Origin of the sequence: uncultured Dokdonia sp., assembly GCF_947492535.1 — a bacterium.
Lineage (GTDB): Bacteria > Bacteroidota > Bacteroidia > Flavobacteriales > Flavobacteriaceae > Dokdonia.
Genome location: NZ_CANLNH010000027.1, coordinates 13076 through 30394, shown reverse-complemented (window position 1 = coordinate 30394; position 17319 = coordinate 13076). Strand labels below are relative to the sequence as shown.

General features: G+C 33.8%; 20 protein-coding genes. 10 read left to right on the top strand and 10 right to left on the bottom strand.

What is annotated here, in order from left to right:
* Positions 1 to 392 precede the first annotated feature (392 nt).
* Positions 393 to 1235 carry a hypothetical protein gene (locus tag Q1A60_RS21165; protein ID WP_299769862.1) on the bottom strand — a complete coding sequence of 281 codons (843 nt, stop codon included), beginning with the start codon at positions 1233 to 1235 and terminating at the stop codon, positions 393 to 395.
* Between the two features lie 325 nt (positions 1236 to 1560).
* Between Q1A60_RS21165 and Q1A60_RS21160 the strand changes: the two genes are divergently transcribed.
* From Q1A60_RS21160 to Q1A60_RS21145, 4 genes are all read left to right on the top strand, one after another.
* Positions 1561 to 2025, top strand: a complete 465-nt coding sequence (locus tag Q1A60_RS21160) for a hypothetical protein (protein ID WP_299769859.1) — start codon at positions 1561 to 1563, stop codon at positions 2023 to 2025.
* Between the two features lie 629 nt (positions 2026 to 2654).
* The gene (locus tag Q1A60_RS21155) at positions 2655 to 3467 is read left to right on the top strand and encodes an ATP-binding protein (RefSeq protein WP_299769856.1); all 813 of its coding nucleotides are present in this window, start codon (positions 2655 to 2657) and stop codon (positions 3465 to 3467) included.
* A complete protein-coding gene (locus tag Q1A60_RS21150; RefSeq protein WP_299769853.1) occupies positions 3460 to 4137 on the top strand; it encodes a response regulator transcription factor in 678 nt (225 codons plus the stop codon). The genes Q1A60_RS21155 and Q1A60_RS21150 overlap by 8 nt, the downstream gene beginning before the upstream one ends.
* Positions 4138 to 4722: 585 nt before the next feature.
* Entirely contained in the window at positions 4723 to 5337 is a 615-nt protein-coding gene (locus Q1A60_RS21145) for a short-chain dehydrogenase (RefSeq protein WP_299769850.1), read from the top strand.
* Between the two features lie 149 nt (positions 5338 to 5486).
* Here the strand turns inward: Q1A60_RS21145 and Q1A60_RS21140 are convergent, their stop codons facing one another.
* From Q1A60_RS21140 to Q1A60_RS21125, 4 genes are read right to left on the bottom strand one after another with little or no spacing between them, the layout of a single operon-like run.
* Positions 5487 to 5753 (bottom strand): hypothetical protein, encoded by a 267-nt coding sequence (locus Q1A60_RS21140; protein ID WP_299769847.1) that lies wholly within the window; start codon positions 5751 to 5753, stop codon positions 5487 to 5489.
* Positions 5754 to 5757: 4 nt separating this feature from the next.
* Entirely contained in the window at positions 5758 to 6357 is a 600-nt protein-coding gene (locus tag Q1A60_RS21135) for a hypothetical protein (RefSeq protein WP_299769844.1), read from the bottom strand.
* Between the two features lie 10 nt (positions 6358 to 6367).
* Positions 6368 to 6985, bottom strand: a complete 618-nt coding sequence (locus Q1A60_RS21130; RefSeq protein ID WP_299769841.1) for a glycoside hydrolase family 19 protein — start codon at positions 6983 to 6985, stop codon at positions 6368 to 6370.
* Positions 6986 to 6989: 4 nt separating this feature from the next.
* Positions 6990 to 7802, bottom strand: a complete 813-nt coding sequence (locus Q1A60_RS21125; RefSeq protein WP_299769838.1) for a hypothetical protein — start codon at positions 7800 to 7802, stop codon at positions 6990 to 6992.
* A gap of 266 nt (positions 7803 to 8068) precedes the next feature.
* Between Q1A60_RS21125 and Q1A60_RS21120 the strand changes: the two genes are divergently transcribed.
* From Q1A60_RS21120 to Q1A60_RS21110, 3 genes are all read left to right on the top strand, one after another.
* On the top strand, positions 8069 to 8647 hold the full coding sequence (locus Q1A60_RS21120) for a non-canonical purine NTP diphosphatase (protein ID WP_299769836.1): 579 nt from the start codon (positions 8069 to 8071) through the stop codon (positions 8645 to 8647).
* A gap of 177 nt (positions 8648 to 8824) precedes the next feature.
* Positions 8825 to 10807 (top strand): DEAD/DEAH box helicase, encoded by a 1983-nt coding sequence (locus Q1A60_RS21115; RefSeq protein ID WP_299769833.1) that lies wholly within the window; start codon positions 8825 to 8827, stop codon positions 10805 to 10807.
* Positions 10808 to 10896: 89 nt separating this feature from the next.
* Complete coding sequence (locus tag Q1A60_RS21110) at positions 10897 to 11706, top strand: carboxypeptidase-like regulatory domain-containing protein (RefSeq protein ID WP_299769830.1); 810 nt, start codon at positions 10897 to 10899, stop codon at positions 11704 to 11706.
* Positions 11707 to 11979: 273 nt separating this feature from the next.
* Here the strand turns inward: Q1A60_RS21110 and Q1A60_RS21650 are convergent, their stop codons facing one another.
* From Q1A60_RS21650 to Q1A60_RS21090, 4 genes are all read right to left on the bottom strand, one after another.
* Entirely contained in the window at positions 11980 to 12153 is a 174-nt protein-coding gene (locus tag Q1A60_RS21650; RefSeq protein WP_363322611.1) for a VOC family protein, read from the bottom strand.
* Between the two features lie 3 nt (positions 12154 to 12156).
* A complete protein-coding gene (locus Q1A60_RS21100; protein ID WP_363322610.1) occupies positions 12157 to 12684 on the bottom strand; it encodes an SRPBCC family protein in 528 nt (175 codons plus the stop codon).
* Between the two features lie 112 nt (positions 12685 to 12796).
* Positions 12797 to 13432: a peroxiredoxin-like family protein gene (locus Q1A60_RS21095; protein WP_299769827.1), complete on the bottom strand. Its 636-nt coding sequence runs from the start codon at positions 13430 to 13432 to the stop codon at positions 12797 to 12799.
* A 144-nt stretch (positions 13433 to 13576) separates the two neighbouring features.
* Positions 13577 to 14236, bottom strand: a complete 660-nt coding sequence (locus tag Q1A60_RS21090; protein ID WP_299769824.1) for an RNA methyltransferase — start codon at positions 14234 to 14236, stop codon at positions 13577 to 13579.
* 54 nt (positions 14237 to 14290) lie between these two features.
* Here Q1A60_RS21090 and Q1A60_RS21085 point away from each other — a divergent pair, with 54 nt between their 5' ends.
* Positions 14291 to 14974, top strand: a complete 684-nt coding sequence (locus Q1A60_RS21085; RefSeq protein WP_299769821.1) for an NAD-dependent deacylase — start codon at positions 14291 to 14293, stop codon at positions 14972 to 14974.
* 1 nt (position 14975) lies between these two features.
* On the opposite strand, the gene Q1A60_RS21080 is transcribed toward Q1A60_RS21085, so the two are convergent.
* Positions 14976 to 15449, bottom strand: a complete 474-nt coding sequence (locus tag Q1A60_RS21080) for a heme-binding domain-containing protein (protein WP_299769818.1) — start codon at positions 15447 to 15449, stop codon at positions 14976 to 14978.
* 357 nt (positions 15450 to 15806) lie between these two features.
* Between Q1A60_RS21080 and Q1A60_RS21075 the strand changes: the two genes are divergently transcribed.
* A complete protein-coding gene (locus Q1A60_RS21075) occupies positions 15807 to 16562 on the top strand; it encodes a hypothetical protein (RefSeq protein WP_299769813.1) in 756 nt (251 codons plus the stop codon).
* A gap of 157 nt (positions 16563 to 16719) precedes the next feature.
* Entirely contained in the window at positions 16720 to 17298 is a 579-nt protein-coding gene (locus Q1A60_RS21070) for an adenylosuccinate lyase (RefSeq protein WP_299769810.1), read from the top strand.
* Positions 17299 to 17319: the final 21 nt, after the last annotated feature.

The following is a 17319-nucleotide window of genomic DNA, read 5'->3' as shown; positions in this document are numbered from 1 at the left end:
AAATACCTCTATAAGTAGGGTGGTTGTTTATTTTAAAATGTAATTTCTAGCACATTTTTAAAATAAACTTTCCGTTATCAAATCTTGTTCTAAAAGGTGAACCGTATCATCATAGATAGTCGGTAGCTGTTAACTAATAGCCATATACACCTTTTTAAAATTCAAAAATCAGCAATCAACAATCGTTAATCTTAAATCATTCGACATTCAGCATTAACGTGATTATAAAACACATACCGTCATTCCGAATTTATTTCGGAATCTCATCATCCAAATAATAGATTCCTTTTCATGAGAACCTGAAACGAGTTCAGGTTGACATAACAATAATCTATAGGTGAATACGTCACATAAAATCTACATTATCTAAATAAGTAATTCTTAAAACAGAATTACTCCGTACAATACACTTCCGTTTTATGTTTTCCTCTCACATACATATATCGATGTCTACGAATCACAAACTCAGACAATCCTATATTTGATGGATTATCTGGGCTCCAATCATACGTATATCCAAGTTGCGTCCATGGGTATCCGTATTCTTTAAACTCTGTATCTGTACAATCATTATACTGTACAGCACGTGTATGATTAAACCAAGTACGGTATTCTTCTGTAATATCACTAGGCACGTTTAATTCACAAACCGTGTCATCCGTTCCGTTATCTGGACATGGGCGATATAAATCTTCAGGTTTTACCCATAGTTCTAGAAAGAATGTTTCTTCTGTAAAAGGTTGTAATCCTAGTAATTGTCGTAAACGCATAATAGGATCTTTCTGTGTTTTAAAGAAGCTCCTGCAACTATCTTTTATAATGGGCGCAAGTGTCACCCATATATCATACCCTTGCGTACTATCGATTCCTTTTTGAGAATAATTGTCAGGATTTGATTTCCAAGAGACAACCTGTATATAACGTTCTCCCTTAATAAGCGTATCGATAAGATTAGGATTCCCTTCAATAGGCAGAAGGTCTTCGTACCGTTCTTCAGGCGTAGGATTTTGAGCATCTATCATCGCTTTTTCAAACAGATCTCCTAAATAAGCTATTTGCGTACTATCATACCCTGGATGAATACTCTCTTTTTGTATAGAAGTTTTCGAACTAGGTATCACTTCATTTTTAGTATTCTTACGTTGTTTACAGGCAGCAAAACTAATCACAAACAACACTAAAAAGACAAAAACGATAAAAAGTCGCAGGGAAGATATTTTATAATTGGCATTCATAATTTTATAGGTGCTTTATAAGATACCAAATGTACTAGACAACAAACACTATTTTATACGTACTTCTACGGGAAAACCACAATATATGTAAAGGCGCATTTAAATAAATAAATACCTTCGTATGTATTCTGCAAAAAAACTGCAACACTCTGGTTATATATGCTTTATTATGCTACTTTTTAAATACGCTGTGAATTAAAAACACTAGCTTAGAAAGCTATTTAAAAACAACACCCCGTAAAACTACCTGTTTTTTGAAAAAATGTTTTTTAATCAAGCATTTTTAGCGAACTTGGAGACTTATTAACCAAAAACCTCTAAACTAATGAGTACAATTAATGACGACTTGATTTCCATTTGTGATGCCAAAACATGGACAGAAAAATGGCAAACAGAAAACTCTAATCATTGTAAAGCTTTTTTAGTACCAATTCAAGATTTATTAGGAACCTTGTCTGAAATGGGTATTATTAAAATTGATAATGGTGTAATTTCAGGTAAATTTGATGAAAAGAAAGACGAAATGATTCGTTCGTATCTGGCAATTAATCCAGATGAAGTAAAAGATCCTGGGAAAGGTGAAAAATTATTATTTGTTGGTACAGTAAACACAGGTAAATTAGACAGAAATGGCAACATTATTTATGAGGACATTGTTGCTGAGGAAAAAGATGGTGAGGAAGCTCTAGTTACATATCCAAGTGGCATAACCCTTAATGGTAGCGGAGTGTTTGATTTTACAGCCCCATGCCCTAATAACTGTGATCCAAATAGTCCTTTAAATCATTAATTTTTTTAAAAAATGACAGAATTTATAGATGATATTGTTAAGTATTTAGGAATTCTGTTATTGATTATAAATTTTATTTTATTTACTAAAAGCCATAAGTATTATAAAAATTTTATGGCTTTTAATATCTTATATATTTACATAATAATTAGTTTAACATTATTAACTATAACTAATATTTTTAATGAATTTAAAATACGAAATCTATATTTATCTCATTTTTATTTTATATTTCAATTCATAATATTATCTATATTTTACATCACTTTATTAAGACATAAATCTCAGCAAAAGTTAATTCAAATTTTATTTGTTTCTGTAATTTTTATTTTAGGTATTCAATACGCACTAGATTATCATAAATTCTTTAAATTCAGCTTATTAGAAATATTTCTAACATCATTTCCCTTAACGATATACTCTACAATACATCTATACAACTCTTTAACTACAAGAGGAGAATATTTATATTTTAATGCTGCAATTTTGATTTATATAACTGCAACAACATTAATCTTTATTCTTGGCAATTATATTACTGGAGAAGAAATAGATAAGACCATTGCAAGAAACATATGGTTTATACACAAAGTTTTATACCTAGTATTTTTAATCTTAACATTTTTAGAATGGAAAAACAGTTTCTCATCATACAAGACCAAAGCCTAGTAATAGCAGCACTTGTTTATGGTATTATATTCCTAGTCTTATTGACTACGGGATTGCTCTTGTTTTTCCATTATTCAAGACGTAAAATCATTCAAAAAGAGCTTGAGAAAGCAGCTTTAAAATTAGAACATCAAAAAACGATTCTTCAAGCTACGATTGCTACACAAGAAGAAGAACGCAAACGTATTGCACAAGATTTACACGATGCCATTAGCGCACGTTTGAATGTGGTAAGCCTTACTACAAACCTACTACTTGATGATGATAGCATCAATGAAGAACAAAAATCATCGCTAGAGCATATTTTAGGAGTCACCACAACTACCTTAGAAAGCTCTCGTAAAATTGCCCATGACCTCCTACCTCCTATCTTAGATAAGTTTGGACTTAAAGTCGCCTTAGAAGAGCTCTTTGAAGATTTTACAAAAAGCAAGCAAGTACAAATCAAATACGATATAGATGAACTTGACTTTTTAAGTAAAACCAATGATTTACATATCTTCAGAATTGCACAAGAATTAATTAATAATGCGGTGCGTCATGGAGATGCCAGCCGTATGAACATTCAATTAAAAAAAGACGGAGAGAACCGTTTTATTTTTACCTGTAAAGACAATGGAAATGGATTTGATGTCAAAAAAGTTAGAAAGCAATCAGGTATTGGTTTACAAAATATTAAAAGTAGAACTGCCATCCTAGAATGTGATTTACATGTAGAAAGCGAAATAGATAAAGGAAGTTTATTCACTATACAATCAAAAAACAATGAGTAACCAAATAAAATTAGCCCTTGCAGATGACGAATTATTATTCAGGCAAGGCTTACGTGCTATTTTAGCCAGAGAAAAAGAGTTTGACGTACTTTTTGATGCCACAGACGGACAAGATTTAATGGATCAGTTACGCGCTAGTGAAGTACTCCCAGACGTCATTCTTACTGACCTTAAAATGCCTGAATTGAACGGCGTAGAAGCTACTAAGCTCATACACAAAGAGTTTCCTGATATAAAAATTATTGCGTTAACAAGTTATTTTAGCAAACCATTTATCGTCAATATGATTTCGATAGGAGCTGTTGCCTATCTCGCAAAAAACAGTACTCCTAAACTCATGGTAAAAACTATTAAAGAAGTATACGAAAAGGGGTTCTATTACGATACGCAAGTACTTAAGTTTATACAAGAAGGACTTCTAAATCCATCCGAGAAGAAACTGAAATCTAACTTTGATACGACCTACTTTACAAAAAGAGAAAAAGAAGTGTTAGAGCTTATTTGTAAACAACACACTACCAACGAAATCGCAGAAGCCCTTTTTATAAGTCCGCGTACGGTAGAAGGGCATCGTAATAACTTATTACTTAAAACAGAATCTAAAAACATTGCTGGTCTTGTTGTCTATGCAATACAACATAAAATCGTTGATTTAGATAGTAAATTTTGAAAAAGTAGCACATAGAAAAAGAGTAAAGAATATAGATTTCAAAATAGAGTAACACTCTAATTTAGAGTGTTTACGCTATTTTAGTTGATAGGTATATCCTAATACTATATAGTCGAGGATAATGTTAAGTGTTAAGTGTTAAATGTTAAGTGTTAAGTGTTAAGTGTTAAGTGTTAAGTGTTAAGTGTTAAAGTATAAAAATCACCTATAACTTTAAACTTTTAAACCATAAACATTTTACTCTCTAAACTAATCTGTAAAACATCTCCCTAACTCTCCTTTCTAGGATAGAATATTTTGCAGTCAATTCGAGCGCAGTCGAGAATGGGGTTAAGTGTTGAAGTATAAAAACAACCTTTTAAACTTTTAAACCCTAAACTTTTAAACATTTTTAAAAGGAGCATAATCGAAAGTCAAAGTAACTTACTACTCATTAAATTTTTATTTCAAAAGAGTTTAATACGTAACATACTGACCAAAAATACGTCTAACCTGAAAATACTTTCGTTTTTTAGTAATTTATTAGTATAAAATACGTCTAGTATATAGTATTTTTGCATTCCCAAAATAGCCAATGAATTTATAATGAGTTCTTCAAAAACGAGAAAAAAGAGTCGTCTGCAACTATTGCATCAGTATTATAGCTATACAGGTTTTTATAGCTTTATTAAAGATGCGCTAAAAAAAGCAGTACCTGCTATTCTTATTGTTGTTGGGATCTTATTACTGATCAACTATTTTGTGATTGATGTAAATACAGCACTCACATATGTTATCGATAATTATTCTGACTTTACCATTATTCTAACATTTTTACTTTCTGAATCTATTTTAGGAATCATACCCCCTGAGTTGTTTATTGCATGGAGTGGAAAAACAGCAACCCCGCTTATAAGCCTTACATTATTAGCTACCATGTCTTATTTGGGAGGTATTTTCTCATTTTTTATGGGCAAAGGGATTACCAAAATACCAGCTGTACACAACTATCTTGAAGTACGCATGAAAAAACATATTAAGAATACGCGTAAATGGGGTGGTCTTATTATAGCAGTAGGTGCATTATTACCTATCCCATTTGCGATGACAAGTATCGCTGCAGGAATGATTAAGTATAAATTTACCAATTACTTACTCTTCGGTGCGTTACGTTACATACGTTTTTATGCGTATGCATTGGTTATTTTCAAACTTGTATAACGCAAGTCACACCTCAATACCTTTTAAGAAGGTTTACTCATTTTATTTCTTGCTAAAGTTTAAATATAGCGTATATCTATATTCGCTTTCGCGAAACCTGCCTACCGAAAGGAAGGCACGTAAAAAAACCTTTATTGAAACAAAAACAATTATACTACTTTACCTACCAAACTCACTAAAAACCCAACTCCACTATCTATACTTGCAATCGCCGTTGCTTTTTGATTATTAGATCGCGTAGCATCATTTATTTCTTTTAGCACTTTTACTGCATTTGCATTACTTATGCTACTTTCTGAAATAAAGTTATCTATTTCTGTGGTGTTTAAACTTGTAAGCTTTGCCAGCTCATCATGAAACTCCTGATCTGTTTGTTGTGCTGCTTTATTTGCTAGTGCATCCCAATCTATACTCATAATCCTATTGTTTTAAACTGTTTGCTATTTGAAGTAATTGTGCTATTGTCGTACCTGAATCTGTTAAAAGCTTTTCTAATTTAGCATCAATTGTAGAAACTGTTCCTGGAGATACGCCCGTAAGATGCTCTAAAGCCGTTAATGCATTACTCTCTGAGGTTTTTAATTTTACGGCAGAGTCTATCAATCCTTGTAATGCTGCCGAAGAAGTCGTATAGGTCGCATAATTAGCATTTAGCTGTTTTATAATATTTTGCTGTTCGGCACTTAATACTCCTTGAAGCGAATCTCGTTTCTTATTAATTACCGGCACGATACTCTTTAAAATATTAGGAAGTTCGGTTTTGTAATCCAGTGAATCTGGAAGTAGTTTTTGATAATTCTTTAGCAATGCAGGTGTGTACTTATACGTAATGAAATCATTAATACGTTGCTCACGCTCTGCATACAATTGATTCACCAAAGAAATCGTTAATTGATGCATTCCATCTGCTTCCTTAATGACCTCTTTACTTAATGTAGAAGTAGAAGCAGGTATAGATGCACAAGACACAATGACTAAAAGTGTCAAGCAAAGCATCAAAAGTCTTTTAATTGTTTTCATAATATGTAGGTTAAATATTGTATAGTTTTTTATATTCATCTAAGAAATGCTGTCTATGTTCAAGACCATTAAATCCTCCATTGATAAGTTTGGTAACCATATGGATATCATCTGTATCTGCAAATCTATTGATTCTTCGTTTCTTCCAGAACCAACACGCAGAAGACAACGCCCATTCTGGTTTTGTTACCAAGTCTGGATGAGACACAAAATCTTGTCCAGTGGCATCTGAAAATGATTTGTAATTATCCTTTCCAGTTAATTGTATCAAACCACGTCCTCTATATCTCCAACCATCACCACTTGCCTCACTTCCATTCCCTATTCTATTTGCATATACCTTATTTGCTATTTTCTCGGGCTGTCTTGCATATCCTTCGGCGGCTGCTAGTGTTGGGAAATACTTTCTAAAAACCGCATATAAAGCCTTAGCAGAATAATTTAAGTTTTCTGAAACATATTTAAAGCTCCCACTCTCATGTGATATCTGTGCTAGAAAATGTGCTTTACGCAACGATGTATTGATCTCATACTGATCTAATACCGACACATAAATATCCAGATAAGGTTCTATATATTTCCAATTTACATCGGGAACGACTGTTTGAAATTGTTCTTTTGTGATCATGAGTTTAGTTTGAGTTTGAAGGTGCAAATATGGCCTTAAGACGATCTATAAGTCCTTGTAATACTGTAAATATAGCATCTGAAGAGAAACCACCTATAAGCGCCAGAACACTTTTATTGAAAAGATTGATATTATCTGGATCTTTTGTGTAAAAATTAAGTATTTCTGACATAATGAGTCCTGAAATAACCCCCAGTACAATCAGCGCTATATAATAAATAGTGTCTTCAGGAACTAAATTCCCATTCTTAACGGAAGTACTTACATTTTTAAGTAAGTAAAATAATACGCCAAGTCCTGAAATAGAAGAAAGATATGCGAGATTGAGTAACAACGACTTCCCATGATTATTCATAACTCCAAGATCTAATGAAGCATTATTCACATCTTCTGAAGAGCCTGTGATTATAAATGTTGCTAAAAAAATAAGAGAAAGCACAATAAGATTACGTACTAATGGAAGCTTACTAAACAATGATTTTTTTGTAGTATCCTTACGTAAACGCTTAGTGTATGCTATAGACTTAGGTGTTGCAGGTGCTATATTTTCACACAACATATTATGGGCATTCACTAGATTGTCTACAGAGCAATCTTGAATAAGATTCACTACATCTGTATTGATCGTGATTCCATTATAGACTGCAAAAGAGACCATCTCATTAATCTCGCTACTCATTTCCTCCTTAACCTCATCAGAGATTCCATATACTTTAGAAGTGGGTGAAGCTGCAGTGGTTTTTGTTGTCCCAGTCGAATCTGTTGTTTCATCTGGAATTGTTTTTGCTGTCGTCGACGTTTTTGAGGTTGTTGTCATAGGGTATGATGTATTTAGGATATGACCAAACTTACTTTAATCATATACTAGATTTAAAGGGGTTGTTAGCTGTTTTTAAAATCAGGTAATACTACGGTAATTTATGTTTTAAAAAATTAGTAAGTGTTTAACTAAAAATCAACAAATACACATATATATTACTATATCTCAATATATTAAAAATATACATACAATTTTCAACACATCGCTATATAACTTTTTAGTATTCTCACGTATCTTAGTACTCTGATCAGAGAATTCTATATATGACACTCGTTTTTGCGACAAACAATCCAAATAAATTAAAAGAAGTCCAAGCATTATTACCTGACTTTATCGAATTAAAGAGTCTTGAGGATATTGGATGTACCGAAGATATTATTGAAGACGCTCCTACCATAGAAGGCAATGCGTTATTAAAAGCCAATTATGTAAAAGAAAAGTATGGCTATGATTGTTTTGCAGATGATACAGGTCTTGAAGTTACTGCCTTAGACGGAGCTCCTGGTGTATATTCAGCGCGATATGCAGGACCTCAAAAAGATGCTTCAGACAATATGAATAAGTTACTTATCAACCTTGCGATGCTTTCTGATAGGAGTGCGCAGTTTAAAACTGTGATCGCTTTCGCGAAAGCGGATAAAACAGTCACCTTTGAAGGAATTTGTAAAGGTCAGATTACTAAAGAGCGTATGGGAGATGAAGGATTTGGATACGATCCTATTTTTATGCCAGATGGTTATGACGCTACATTTGCACAAATGGTATTATCGCTAAAAGGTAAAATAGGACACCGTGGTAAAGCGGTAAAAAAGTTTGTGGAGTATGTTGCTAGCCTTGACTAAATTTAAATTTACACAACAAATATCATTAATTCATTAATTAAACGTACTTTTGCAGCTTCAAAACCTCAGGGTGAGGTTTGTATCGATTATATATCGATGCACATGTGTTGATTGAAGCAAGTGGTTTTTATACGTCGTTGCGCTTCCTACAGCACACTAACGTATAAAATATATCAAATGACATTTGATCAATTAGGCTTAAACGAGCCTTTACTTCAGGCTATAACTGACATGGGGTTTGTAACTCCGTCAGAAATTCAAGAAAAAGCAATTCCTACATTACTAGAAGAAGATATAGATCTGGTAGCGCTTGCACAAACAGGTACTGGTAAAACAGCTGCTTTTGGATTTCCATTATTACAAAAAATAGATGCTTCAAGCAGAACTACACAAGGCCTTATCATAGCGCCTACTCGTGAACTTTGTTTACAGATTACAAACGAAATGAAATTATATGCAAAGCATGTAAAAGGATTACGCGTAGTTGCTGTATATGGAGGTACTAATATTCAAGAGCAAGCTAGAGAGGTTTCAAAAGGAGCACAAATCGTAGTAGCTACGCCAGGACGTATGCAAGACATGATGCGTAGAGGCATGGTAGATATTACAAAGCTAAGCTACTGTGTACTTGATGAGGCTGATGAAATGCTGAATATGGGGTTCTACGAAGATATCACTACGATTCTAGCAGATACCCCAGAAGATAAACTTACATGGCTTTTTAGTGCTACCATGCCTAGAGAAGTAGCTCGTATTGCTAAAGAATTTATGGTAAATCCACTGGAGATTACAGTAGGTTCTAAAAACGAAGGTGCAAAAAATGTATCACATGAGTTTTACGTAGTACATACGCGTGATCGTTACCAAGCCCTTAAACGTCTTGCCGATGCAAATCCAGCTATCTTTTCTGTGATTTTTTGTCGTACAAAAAGAGATACTCAAAAAGTAGCTGAACTCTTAATAGAAGATGGATACAATGCCGCAGCACTTCACGGAGACCTGAGCCAGAATCAGCGTGATCTTGTGATGAAAAGTTTTAGAGGAAGACAAATACAAATGCTTGTTGCTACCGATGTAGCTGCTCGTGGTATTGATGTAGATGATATTACACACGTAATCAACTACCAACTTCCTGATGAAATAGAAACGTATACACACCGTTCAGGTCGTACAGGTCGTGCTGGAAAGACAGGTACTTCTATGGTCGTTGTTACTAAAAGTGAAATGCGTAAAATCAAACAACTAGAAAAAATCCTAGGTAAAAAGTTTGAGCAAAAAACAATTCCTGACGGAAAAGAAATTACACAAGTACAACTATTTCACCTTGCCAATAAAATACACAATACAGAAGTTAATCATGAGATAGATGCATATTTACCAGCTATAGAAGAAGTCCTTGAAGATATTACAAAGGAAGAATTGATCAAGAAAGTCTTCTCTGTAGAGTTTACACGTTTCTTTAATTATTATAAGAAAGCAAAAGATCTTAATCAAAATGCTGTTGCAGCTTTCAAAGAAGAGTCTGGAGATACGACACGTTACTTTATTAACGTAGGACGTAAAGATGATTTTGATTGGATGAAATTAAAAGACTTCTTAAAAGAAAAAACAGGTCTTGGTCAAGATGGTATTTACCGTGTAGATTGTAAAGACAGTTTTTCTTTCTTTAATACAGATACAGAACATAAAGAAAAAGTCATTGCACTTTTTGAAGACTTTAGTCTTGATGGACGTCGTGTAAGTGTAGAAGAAACCCAAGGCGGTGGGGGTCGTGATCGCAAGCGTGGTGGCGGTGGAGATCGCAGACGTAATGACAGACGTGGTGGCGGAGATCGTCGTAGTGGTGGTTTTAAAGGTGGTGGAGACCGTGGACGCAGACGAAATGATGATGATAAACGTGGTGGCGGGGACCGTCGTCGCAATAGCGATGATCGTTCTTCTCGTAGTAGCAACTCTGAAGGTGGACGTCGTCGTAATGATTCAGATAGAGCTTCTTATGGAGCATCAGAAGGAGGAGAAAGAAGACGCCGTTCTTCATCTTCATCAGAAGACCGTAGGCCTACTCGCGCAGAACGTGGCGGCCCAAGATCGCCTCGTAGATCTAATGATGGAGGAACTTCAAATTCCCCATTTTCAGGAAAGAGAAGACGCCGTAGCTAAGTAAGAAGGATTATTTAATTGTTATATTTATGGTAAAAATGTAGTTTTGACTAGGTTTTAACGACATAATCCATAAATTAACACCCGTTATGAGAAGATTATTATTTATAGTAGTATTGTTAAGTGGATTAAGCACCTTACATTCACAGGAAGACAACGCTTCTTTACAAGAAAGTGATTCAATTCCTGCATTAGAAAAAGGATACATTAACGGCGCTGTTTTAAGCTCATCTACAGATCAAGCATTACAGAATGTAAATATTGTAAATCTTACAAATCTTAAAGGAGCTATCACGAATAATGAAGGGTTATTTGAGATTAAAGCTCAGGTAGATGATACCTTATTTTTCTCTTATTTAGGTTATAAAACATTACAAGTACGTGTAAGTGCCGATTGGGTAAAATACGGGAATGTAAAAATCAAAATGACAGAAGTAGGTATTGCTCTTGAGGAAGTGGTTGTACAAGAAATACAACTTACAGGATATTTAGAAATAGATGCAAAACGAATTCCTATATATAACAACTCACGTTTTAGTATTTCTGGATTAAACACAGGATATGAAGGAGGTAAATCACAACCTGGAGCTGTTTCTAAAGTAATTAATGCCATCTTTAATCCTGCAGATTTACTCTATAATCTCTTCGGAAAAAAACCTGAACAGCTTAAGAAAATGCGTAAAATGAAGGAAGATGATAAAGTACGTAATCTTCTAGAAAAAAAGTTTGATAGAGAAACCCTTGTAGCTTTACTTCAAATTGACAGGAATGATATCGATGCCATACTTAACAATTGTAATTATTCTGATAATTTTATTGTGACTGCAAATGATCTTCAAATTCTGGACGCTATTAGCGAGTGTTATGAAGAGTATAGAGTATTACAAAGAAAAGATTAAGTATTACTTAACTTATATATAAAATAGTAAAATGGCTATCTACTTATAGATAGCCATTTTTTATGGATTAAATCATCATCCTGTACTATGTAGTGCGATTCGGTTTCCTTCAGAGTCTATAAAGCCCCCCATATATCCATGATCTTCACTTATCTGCGTTTTGTTTTGTACTATTTCACCTCCGGCTTTACTCACGCGCTCTAGACAAGAAGTAATATCTTCTGTAAAAAAATACAATAAAGATCCTTCTTGACTAGGAACATACGATTCATATTAAATCAAAGAACCCGAAGCTTTATCTATAGTATCTGGTCTTGGAAAGAATCCCATAAGGACACCTCCAAAATCTTGCGAAGTTATCTTTATTCCAAATACAGCTTCATAAAATAAAATAGCGCGCTGCATATCTGTGACTGGAATTTCAAACCAATTTAATTTCAGTTCCATACTTTACGCTTCTAGTATTGTCTTTAAATTTTGAAGACCTTCTTCGAAATCTTTTCCAACCGCTTTATCCATATTAAAGAAAAGCATAAATAGGGTAACAGGAAATTTATTACTCCCTTTAAATCCCCAAACAACTTTTGTTTGTCCGGGTCCTCCATCTTCTACGGTATAATAACCATCACTTTCAGATTTCCAGGGTTTCAAAAACACCAAATGATTATCGATACGCTCATTTTCTACAATAGCAGTAATGGTTTGACTTCCTTCTCCAACTTCTTTATTTCCTACCCAACTTGCTTTAAACCCTACTTCTCCATCTGTTCCTGTATAGGTTTGTTTCATAGTGGGATCTTTTTTCTTCCAAGGTGACCAATGGTCTTGATTTTTAACCATCTTCAAATAAGGAAATACAATTTCTTTAGGTTTATCAATTACAATACTTCTACTTACATCAAAAGTTTTAGGAGCGATAGCTGCCAAAATTATAATTAACACAATTATAGCGGCAACTATATAAATGAGTGTCATCATGAGATTATAGTATGTTGGTTATTCCTTTAAAGTTAAACAAAATAGAGATATTCATACAAAAAAAGAGGCTTTTCTGACATAGAAAAGCCTCTTTTTAACATGTTTGTTTGACTTAAAGTGCAGCAATAATATCTAATGGATCTGCTCTTAGTTTATAATCTTCCGCTAAGTAATGATAACTTACTTTTCCGTTTTGTTCAATGATATAGGTAGCAGCAATTGGCAATTCATCTGCTTCATTCCCTTGACTTTCTACTAAATCTATTCCAAACTTTTTATAAAGCGTTACTAGACTTTCTGGTAATGTATATACTAGACCTAAAGAGCGTGCTAATTCGTTATTCTCACTCGTTAACACTTCAAAATCTAATTCGTTTTTTTCTTGAGTAGATAAGGTATTATTTGGCGTTTCTGGAGTGATTGCGACAAGAGTTGCTCCTTTTGCTTTTATTTCTGGTAGCACATTTTGTAATGCTTTTAATGCAATATTGCAGTAAGGGCACCATCCTCCTCTATAAAAAGTAAGTACAACTTTCCCTTCTTTCAAGAGCTCTTCTAATGCAACTTGTGTTCCTTGTGCATTTGGTAATGTAAAGGCAGGAAACTGATCTCCAGTTTTAGTAGCATTCTCTAAGATATCGGTTGCTTCTAACTCATCTATAGCACTTCTCATAATATCTTGAGCAGCACCTGGATGTCTTTTTACGCTATTTTCCGCATATTCTTTCAGTTGTTCTGTAAGTGTCATATGTTTGTTTTATTTTTTGCTATAGTCTCTTCTATGAGTCAATAATTACATAGCAACTTTCATTAAATCTTGTTAAAATTTTTCTGAATACGCTTTCGCGAAAGCGTATAAAATAATAATAGAAGTATTTGATTTATCGTGGACTTAACTATTCTGATCTTCTTCCCATCTCGCAATAATACGGTCTACGTCTTTGATCATTTTTTGAGTCCATTCCATTTTCTTTTCAAATATTTCTTCTGTCGATAATTGCCAAGAAATATCAGAACTTTTTAGTCGTGTCATGATATGCTGAAGCGTAATTGCCGCCGATACCGAAATATTAAGACTTTCTGTAAAGCCTACCATAGGAATGTATATAAAATCATCGGCAGCTTCTAGTACATCATTACTCAATCCTTCAGTCTCTCTCCCAAAGAAAATAGCAGCTTTCTGTGTACTATCAAAATCTTCTAAACGATAGGCTTTTTTATGAGGTGTAGTTGCCACAATACGATAGCCATTGGCTTTTAAGGATTGTATACATGCTTTTGTACTGGTATGTCGTTGCACATCGACCCATTTCTGAGCTCCCATGGCAATCTCTCTATCGATACGTTTTACATTGACCTCTTCAATAACATGAAGATGCTGTACGCCAAACGATTCGCAACTACGTATCACAGCACTTGTATTATGTAATTGATATACGTCTTCTACAGCAACTGTAACATGATAGGTACGCTCTGATAAGACACGATCAAAAAGATCACGGCGACGTTCTGTTAAATACGTTTGTAAATAATCAAGTAATTTTTGGTTCATGAGTATTGGTAAATGAGATAAAGATACTGTACTTTTAACTTGTAAAGAATTTTTATGGAAAAGCAACGTATTGTCGTAATTACTGGTGCAGGCATCAGTGCTGAAAGTGGTTTAAAAACCTTTAGAGATTCTAATGGATTATGGGAAGGTCATGATGTGATGAAAGTAGCATCGCCTCAAGGCTGGGCAGATAATATGGAGTTGGTATTAGATTTTTATAATCAACGAAGAAGACAGTTATTGGAGGTTCATCCTAATGCAGCTCATAAAGCCTTGGTTGCTTTAGAAGCCGACTATGATGTACATATTATCACTCAAAATGTAGACGATTTACACGAACGTGCTGGAAGTTCTCAAGTACTTCATTTACACGGAGAGTTATTAAAAGTACGAAGTACATTTGATGAAGATCTTGTGTTGGATTGGCGTTCAGATCTGAATGCTGGTGATTTATGCGAACACAATTTTCAGTTGCGACCGCATATTGTTTGGTTTGGCGAGATGGTACCTTTATTAGAACCTGCTGCACAATTAGTATCACAAGCAGATCATGTATTTATTATTGGAACGTCTATGCAAGTATATCCGGCGGCAAGTCTTATCGATTATGCACCTTCGCATGCTTCTATTTATTTTATAGATCCTAAGCCAGCGGTGGCACCTAGAAAAAATCTAACCATATATGCGGAAACTGCTACTACTGGGGTACCTAAAGTGATTAGTGAGTTATTGAAATAGTTTACTCGACTTTATTCAAACTGTACTGAAATCGTGCAACTTTTGCCCAATTCACAATTTCTCTAATCTGAACATCACTTAATTGCGCTTCCTCGTGTGTCCACGTGTACGAATCTAAAGGCATTTCCTTGTCTTCCACCATTTCTATGACTTCCTCTAATTTATGATCCTTACGTTTTACAGAATATGCAGACCATTCTGAGAAATTAAGATGTTTTTTCCCATCTTTAATATGATCTTCGAGCCAATATGAAACAGGAGCAACCTCAGCATACCAAGGATATCTTGTTTGATTACTATGACAATCAAAACAGGTTTCTTTTAGCGTTGCTTCTACAGATGCTATAGGTTTTGTTTCTGCTAAAAAGGGTTGTACACTGTCATAACCTCCTTCTTGATTTTTATCAGGTCGGATAAATTGCATCACAACAAGTACAAGTAATGCGAGTACTAACAATCGTTTAATCCACTTCATAAGAATAGTATTGGTTGCGTTACTAAGGTAGTTATATTAAACAAAACGAGACTTTTCATAAAACATATACTTTAAGTAAGATCTAATCAATTATTTAAAAGTAAATTTATTTAGCTACTTTAGACGTCTGATTTACTCGTTTTAACATAGTATCATTGTCTTATCAAAAGACATCCTAACTCAAAAGGGAGAACTGCTATAGATTTTTATACAATCTGTAGTAAAGATACTTACATCTATATATCAACATACTAACAATCTATTTTAATCACGCAATTGAATATGAAATCAATATGCCTATATGCTTGCATACTTATTATAGTATCCTGCAAACAGAAAAACAAAACAAGTAACATCATGAAACAATCTATAAATAAGCAAATAGTACTTAATTTTTATAAAAAAGTAATTGGAGAACAAGATCTTGAATATGTAGAAAAGATAGTGACAGATCATTATATCCAACACAATCCACAAGTAAGAACAGGAAAAGAGGGATTACTAGAAGCCATTAAGTATTTAAAACAACTACCAAAGTCAAAAGAGACATCAAAACCTTTTATGCGAATACTAACTGATAATGATTATGTGGTCGTTCATATGAAAATTGAATTTGGTGGACAGAAAAAAATCGTACTTGATCTTTTCAGACTTGAAAACGAACTTATAGCAGAACATTGGGACGCGATTCAAAATGAATCTGAAAATAGTATAAACGGTAATTCTGAAATAGAAGGTCCTGTATTAATAGAAGATAAAGGGCGTACTACCGAAAATAAAAAAGTAGTAGCCAATTTCACAAAACATGTACTAATCGACGGTACGTTTGATATGCTGGAAGAATATGTAATTACGAATGTAATACAACACAACCCAAATATCAATAATGGACTCATAGGTCTTAAAGAGTATTATCAAAAAAACAACATTCAAAAAGTTCATAGAATCCTTGGAGAAGGTAACTTTGTAGTAACCCAATCAACGGGTACTATAGATAATCAACATACGGTATGCTATGACATCTATCGATTAAAAAATGGATTGATTGCTGAACATTGGTCTGTCTCTCAAGTAATCCCTAAAGTAATGGCACATACTAATGGGATGATTTAAAATATGTATAAACAAAGCGATTAGTTTTTAATAGGAAACTAATCGCTTTTAGTATCATGTCTTTTATTTTATTTATTAAAAATGTACATTGTAGCATAGACACTTAAGAAGTCTAAAAAGAGTATAGCGCTTTTTACTTCGTATTATATCTTACATCGTGACCTACCAAGAATTATACGACCAACTTAACTATGTAAATCATAGCAGAGAAAAACGTGCGTACTATGCACAATTAGTGATCAGTACGCCTGAACTTATGCCACATATATTGAAGATTCTATTTAAAGTGAATGATCCCATCTCTAATAGAGCTGGATGGTTATTAGAATTTGTTTGTAAAACAGATCTCACAATACTCTTCCCTTATTTAGATACGTTTACAGAAAAAATGCATACGGTATATCAAGATTCAGCCTTACGACCCGTGGCAAAAATATGTGAATATCTTACGTTATCATATTATAAAAAAAAAGACCCGCTTACGCGAAAACATATAAAGTCACTACATAAAGAACGCATGACAGAAGCGGGGTTTGACTGGCTTATTACCGAACAGAAAGTAGCCGTAAAAGCATATACACTCACCTCACTATTCTTAATTGGAACAGAAATAGATTGGATTCACCCTGAACTCAAACGCATCATGGAAGATGATTATCATAAAGGAAGTGCTGCCTATAAAGCCAGATGCAGACATATGTTTGAAGCTTTGAAGAAATTTGAAAAAAGAACATAGATGATTATCATTCTGAACTTT

What these genes read in the sequence shown, in the direction of transcription:
- Q1A60_RS21165 (WP_299769862.1), bottom strand. Translation starts at nt 1,235, where the DNA reads ATGAATGCCAATTATAAAATATCTTCCCTGCGACTTTTTATCGTTTTT.
- Q1A60_RS21160 (WP_299769859.1), top strand. Translation starts at nt 1,561, where the DNA reads ATGAGTACAATTAATGACGACTTGATTTCCATTTGTGATGCCAAAACA.
- Q1A60_RS21155 (WP_299769856.1), top strand. Translation starts at nt 2,655, where the DNA reads ATGGAAAAACAGTTTCTCATCATACAAGACCAAAGCCTAGTAATAGCA.
- Q1A60_RS21150 (WP_299769853.1), top strand. Translation starts at nt 3,460, where the DNA reads ATGAGTAACCAAATAAAATTAGCCCTTGCAGATGACGAATTATTATTC.
- Q1A60_RS21145 (WP_299769850.1), top strand. Translation starts at nt 4,723, where the DNA reads ATGAGTTCTTCAAAAACGAGAAAAAAGAGTCGTCTGCAACTATTGCAT.
- Q1A60_RS21140 (WP_299769847.1), bottom strand. Translation starts at nt 5,753, where the DNA reads ATGAGTATAGATTGGGATGCACTAGCAAATAAAGCAGCACAACAAACA.
- Q1A60_RS21135 (WP_299769844.1), bottom strand. Translation starts at nt 6,357, where the DNA reads ATGAAAACAATTAAAAGACTTTTGATGCTTTGCTTGACACTTTTAGTC.
- Q1A60_RS21130 (WP_299769841.1), bottom strand. Translation starts at nt 6,985, where the DNA reads ATGATCACAAAAGAACAATTTCAAACAGTCGTTCCCGATGTAAATTGG.
- Q1A60_RS21125 (WP_299769838.1), bottom strand. Translation starts at nt 7,802, where the DNA reads ATGACAACAACCTCAAAAACGTCGACGACAGCAAAAACAATTCCAGAT.
- Q1A60_RS21120 (WP_299769836.1), top strand. Translation starts at nt 8,069, where the DNA reads ATGACACTCGTTTTTGCGACAAACAATCCAAATAAATTAAAAGAAGTC.
- Q1A60_RS21115 (WP_299769833.1), top strand. Translation starts at nt 8,825, where the DNA reads ATGACATTTGATCAATTAGGCTTAAACGAGCCTTTACTTCAGGCTATA.
- Q1A60_RS21110 (WP_299769830.1), top strand. Translation starts at nt 10,897, where the DNA reads ATGAGAAGATTATTATTTATAGTAGTATTGTTAAGTGGATTAAGCACC.
- Q1A60_RS21650 (WP_363322611.1), bottom strand. Translation starts at nt 12,153, where the DNA reads ATGGAACTGAAATTAAATTGGTTTGAAATTCCAGTCACAGATATGCAG.
- Q1A60_RS21100 (WP_363322610.1), bottom strand. Translation starts at nt 12,684, where the DNA reads ATGATGACACTCATTTATATAGTTGCCGCTATAATTGTGTTAATTATA.
- Q1A60_RS21095 (WP_299769827.1), bottom strand. Translation starts at nt 13,432, where the DNA reads ATGACACTTACAGAACAACTGAAAGAATATGCGGAAAATAGCGTAAAA.
- Q1A60_RS21090 (WP_299769824.1), bottom strand. Translation starts at nt 14,236, where the DNA reads ATGAACCAAAAATTACTTGATTATTTACAAACGTATTTAACAGAACGT.
- Q1A60_RS21085 (WP_299769821.1), top strand. Translation starts at nt 14,291, where the DNA reads ATGGAAAAGCAACGTATTGTCGTAATTACTGGTGCAGGCATCAGTGCT.
- Q1A60_RS21080 (WP_299769818.1), bottom strand. Translation starts at nt 15,449, where the DNA reads ATGAAGTGGATTAAACGATTGTTAGTACTCGCATTACTTGTACTTGTT.
- Q1A60_RS21075 (WP_299769813.1), top strand. Translation starts at nt 15,807, where the DNA reads ATGAAACAATCTATAAATAAGCAAATAGTACTTAATTTTTATAAAAAA.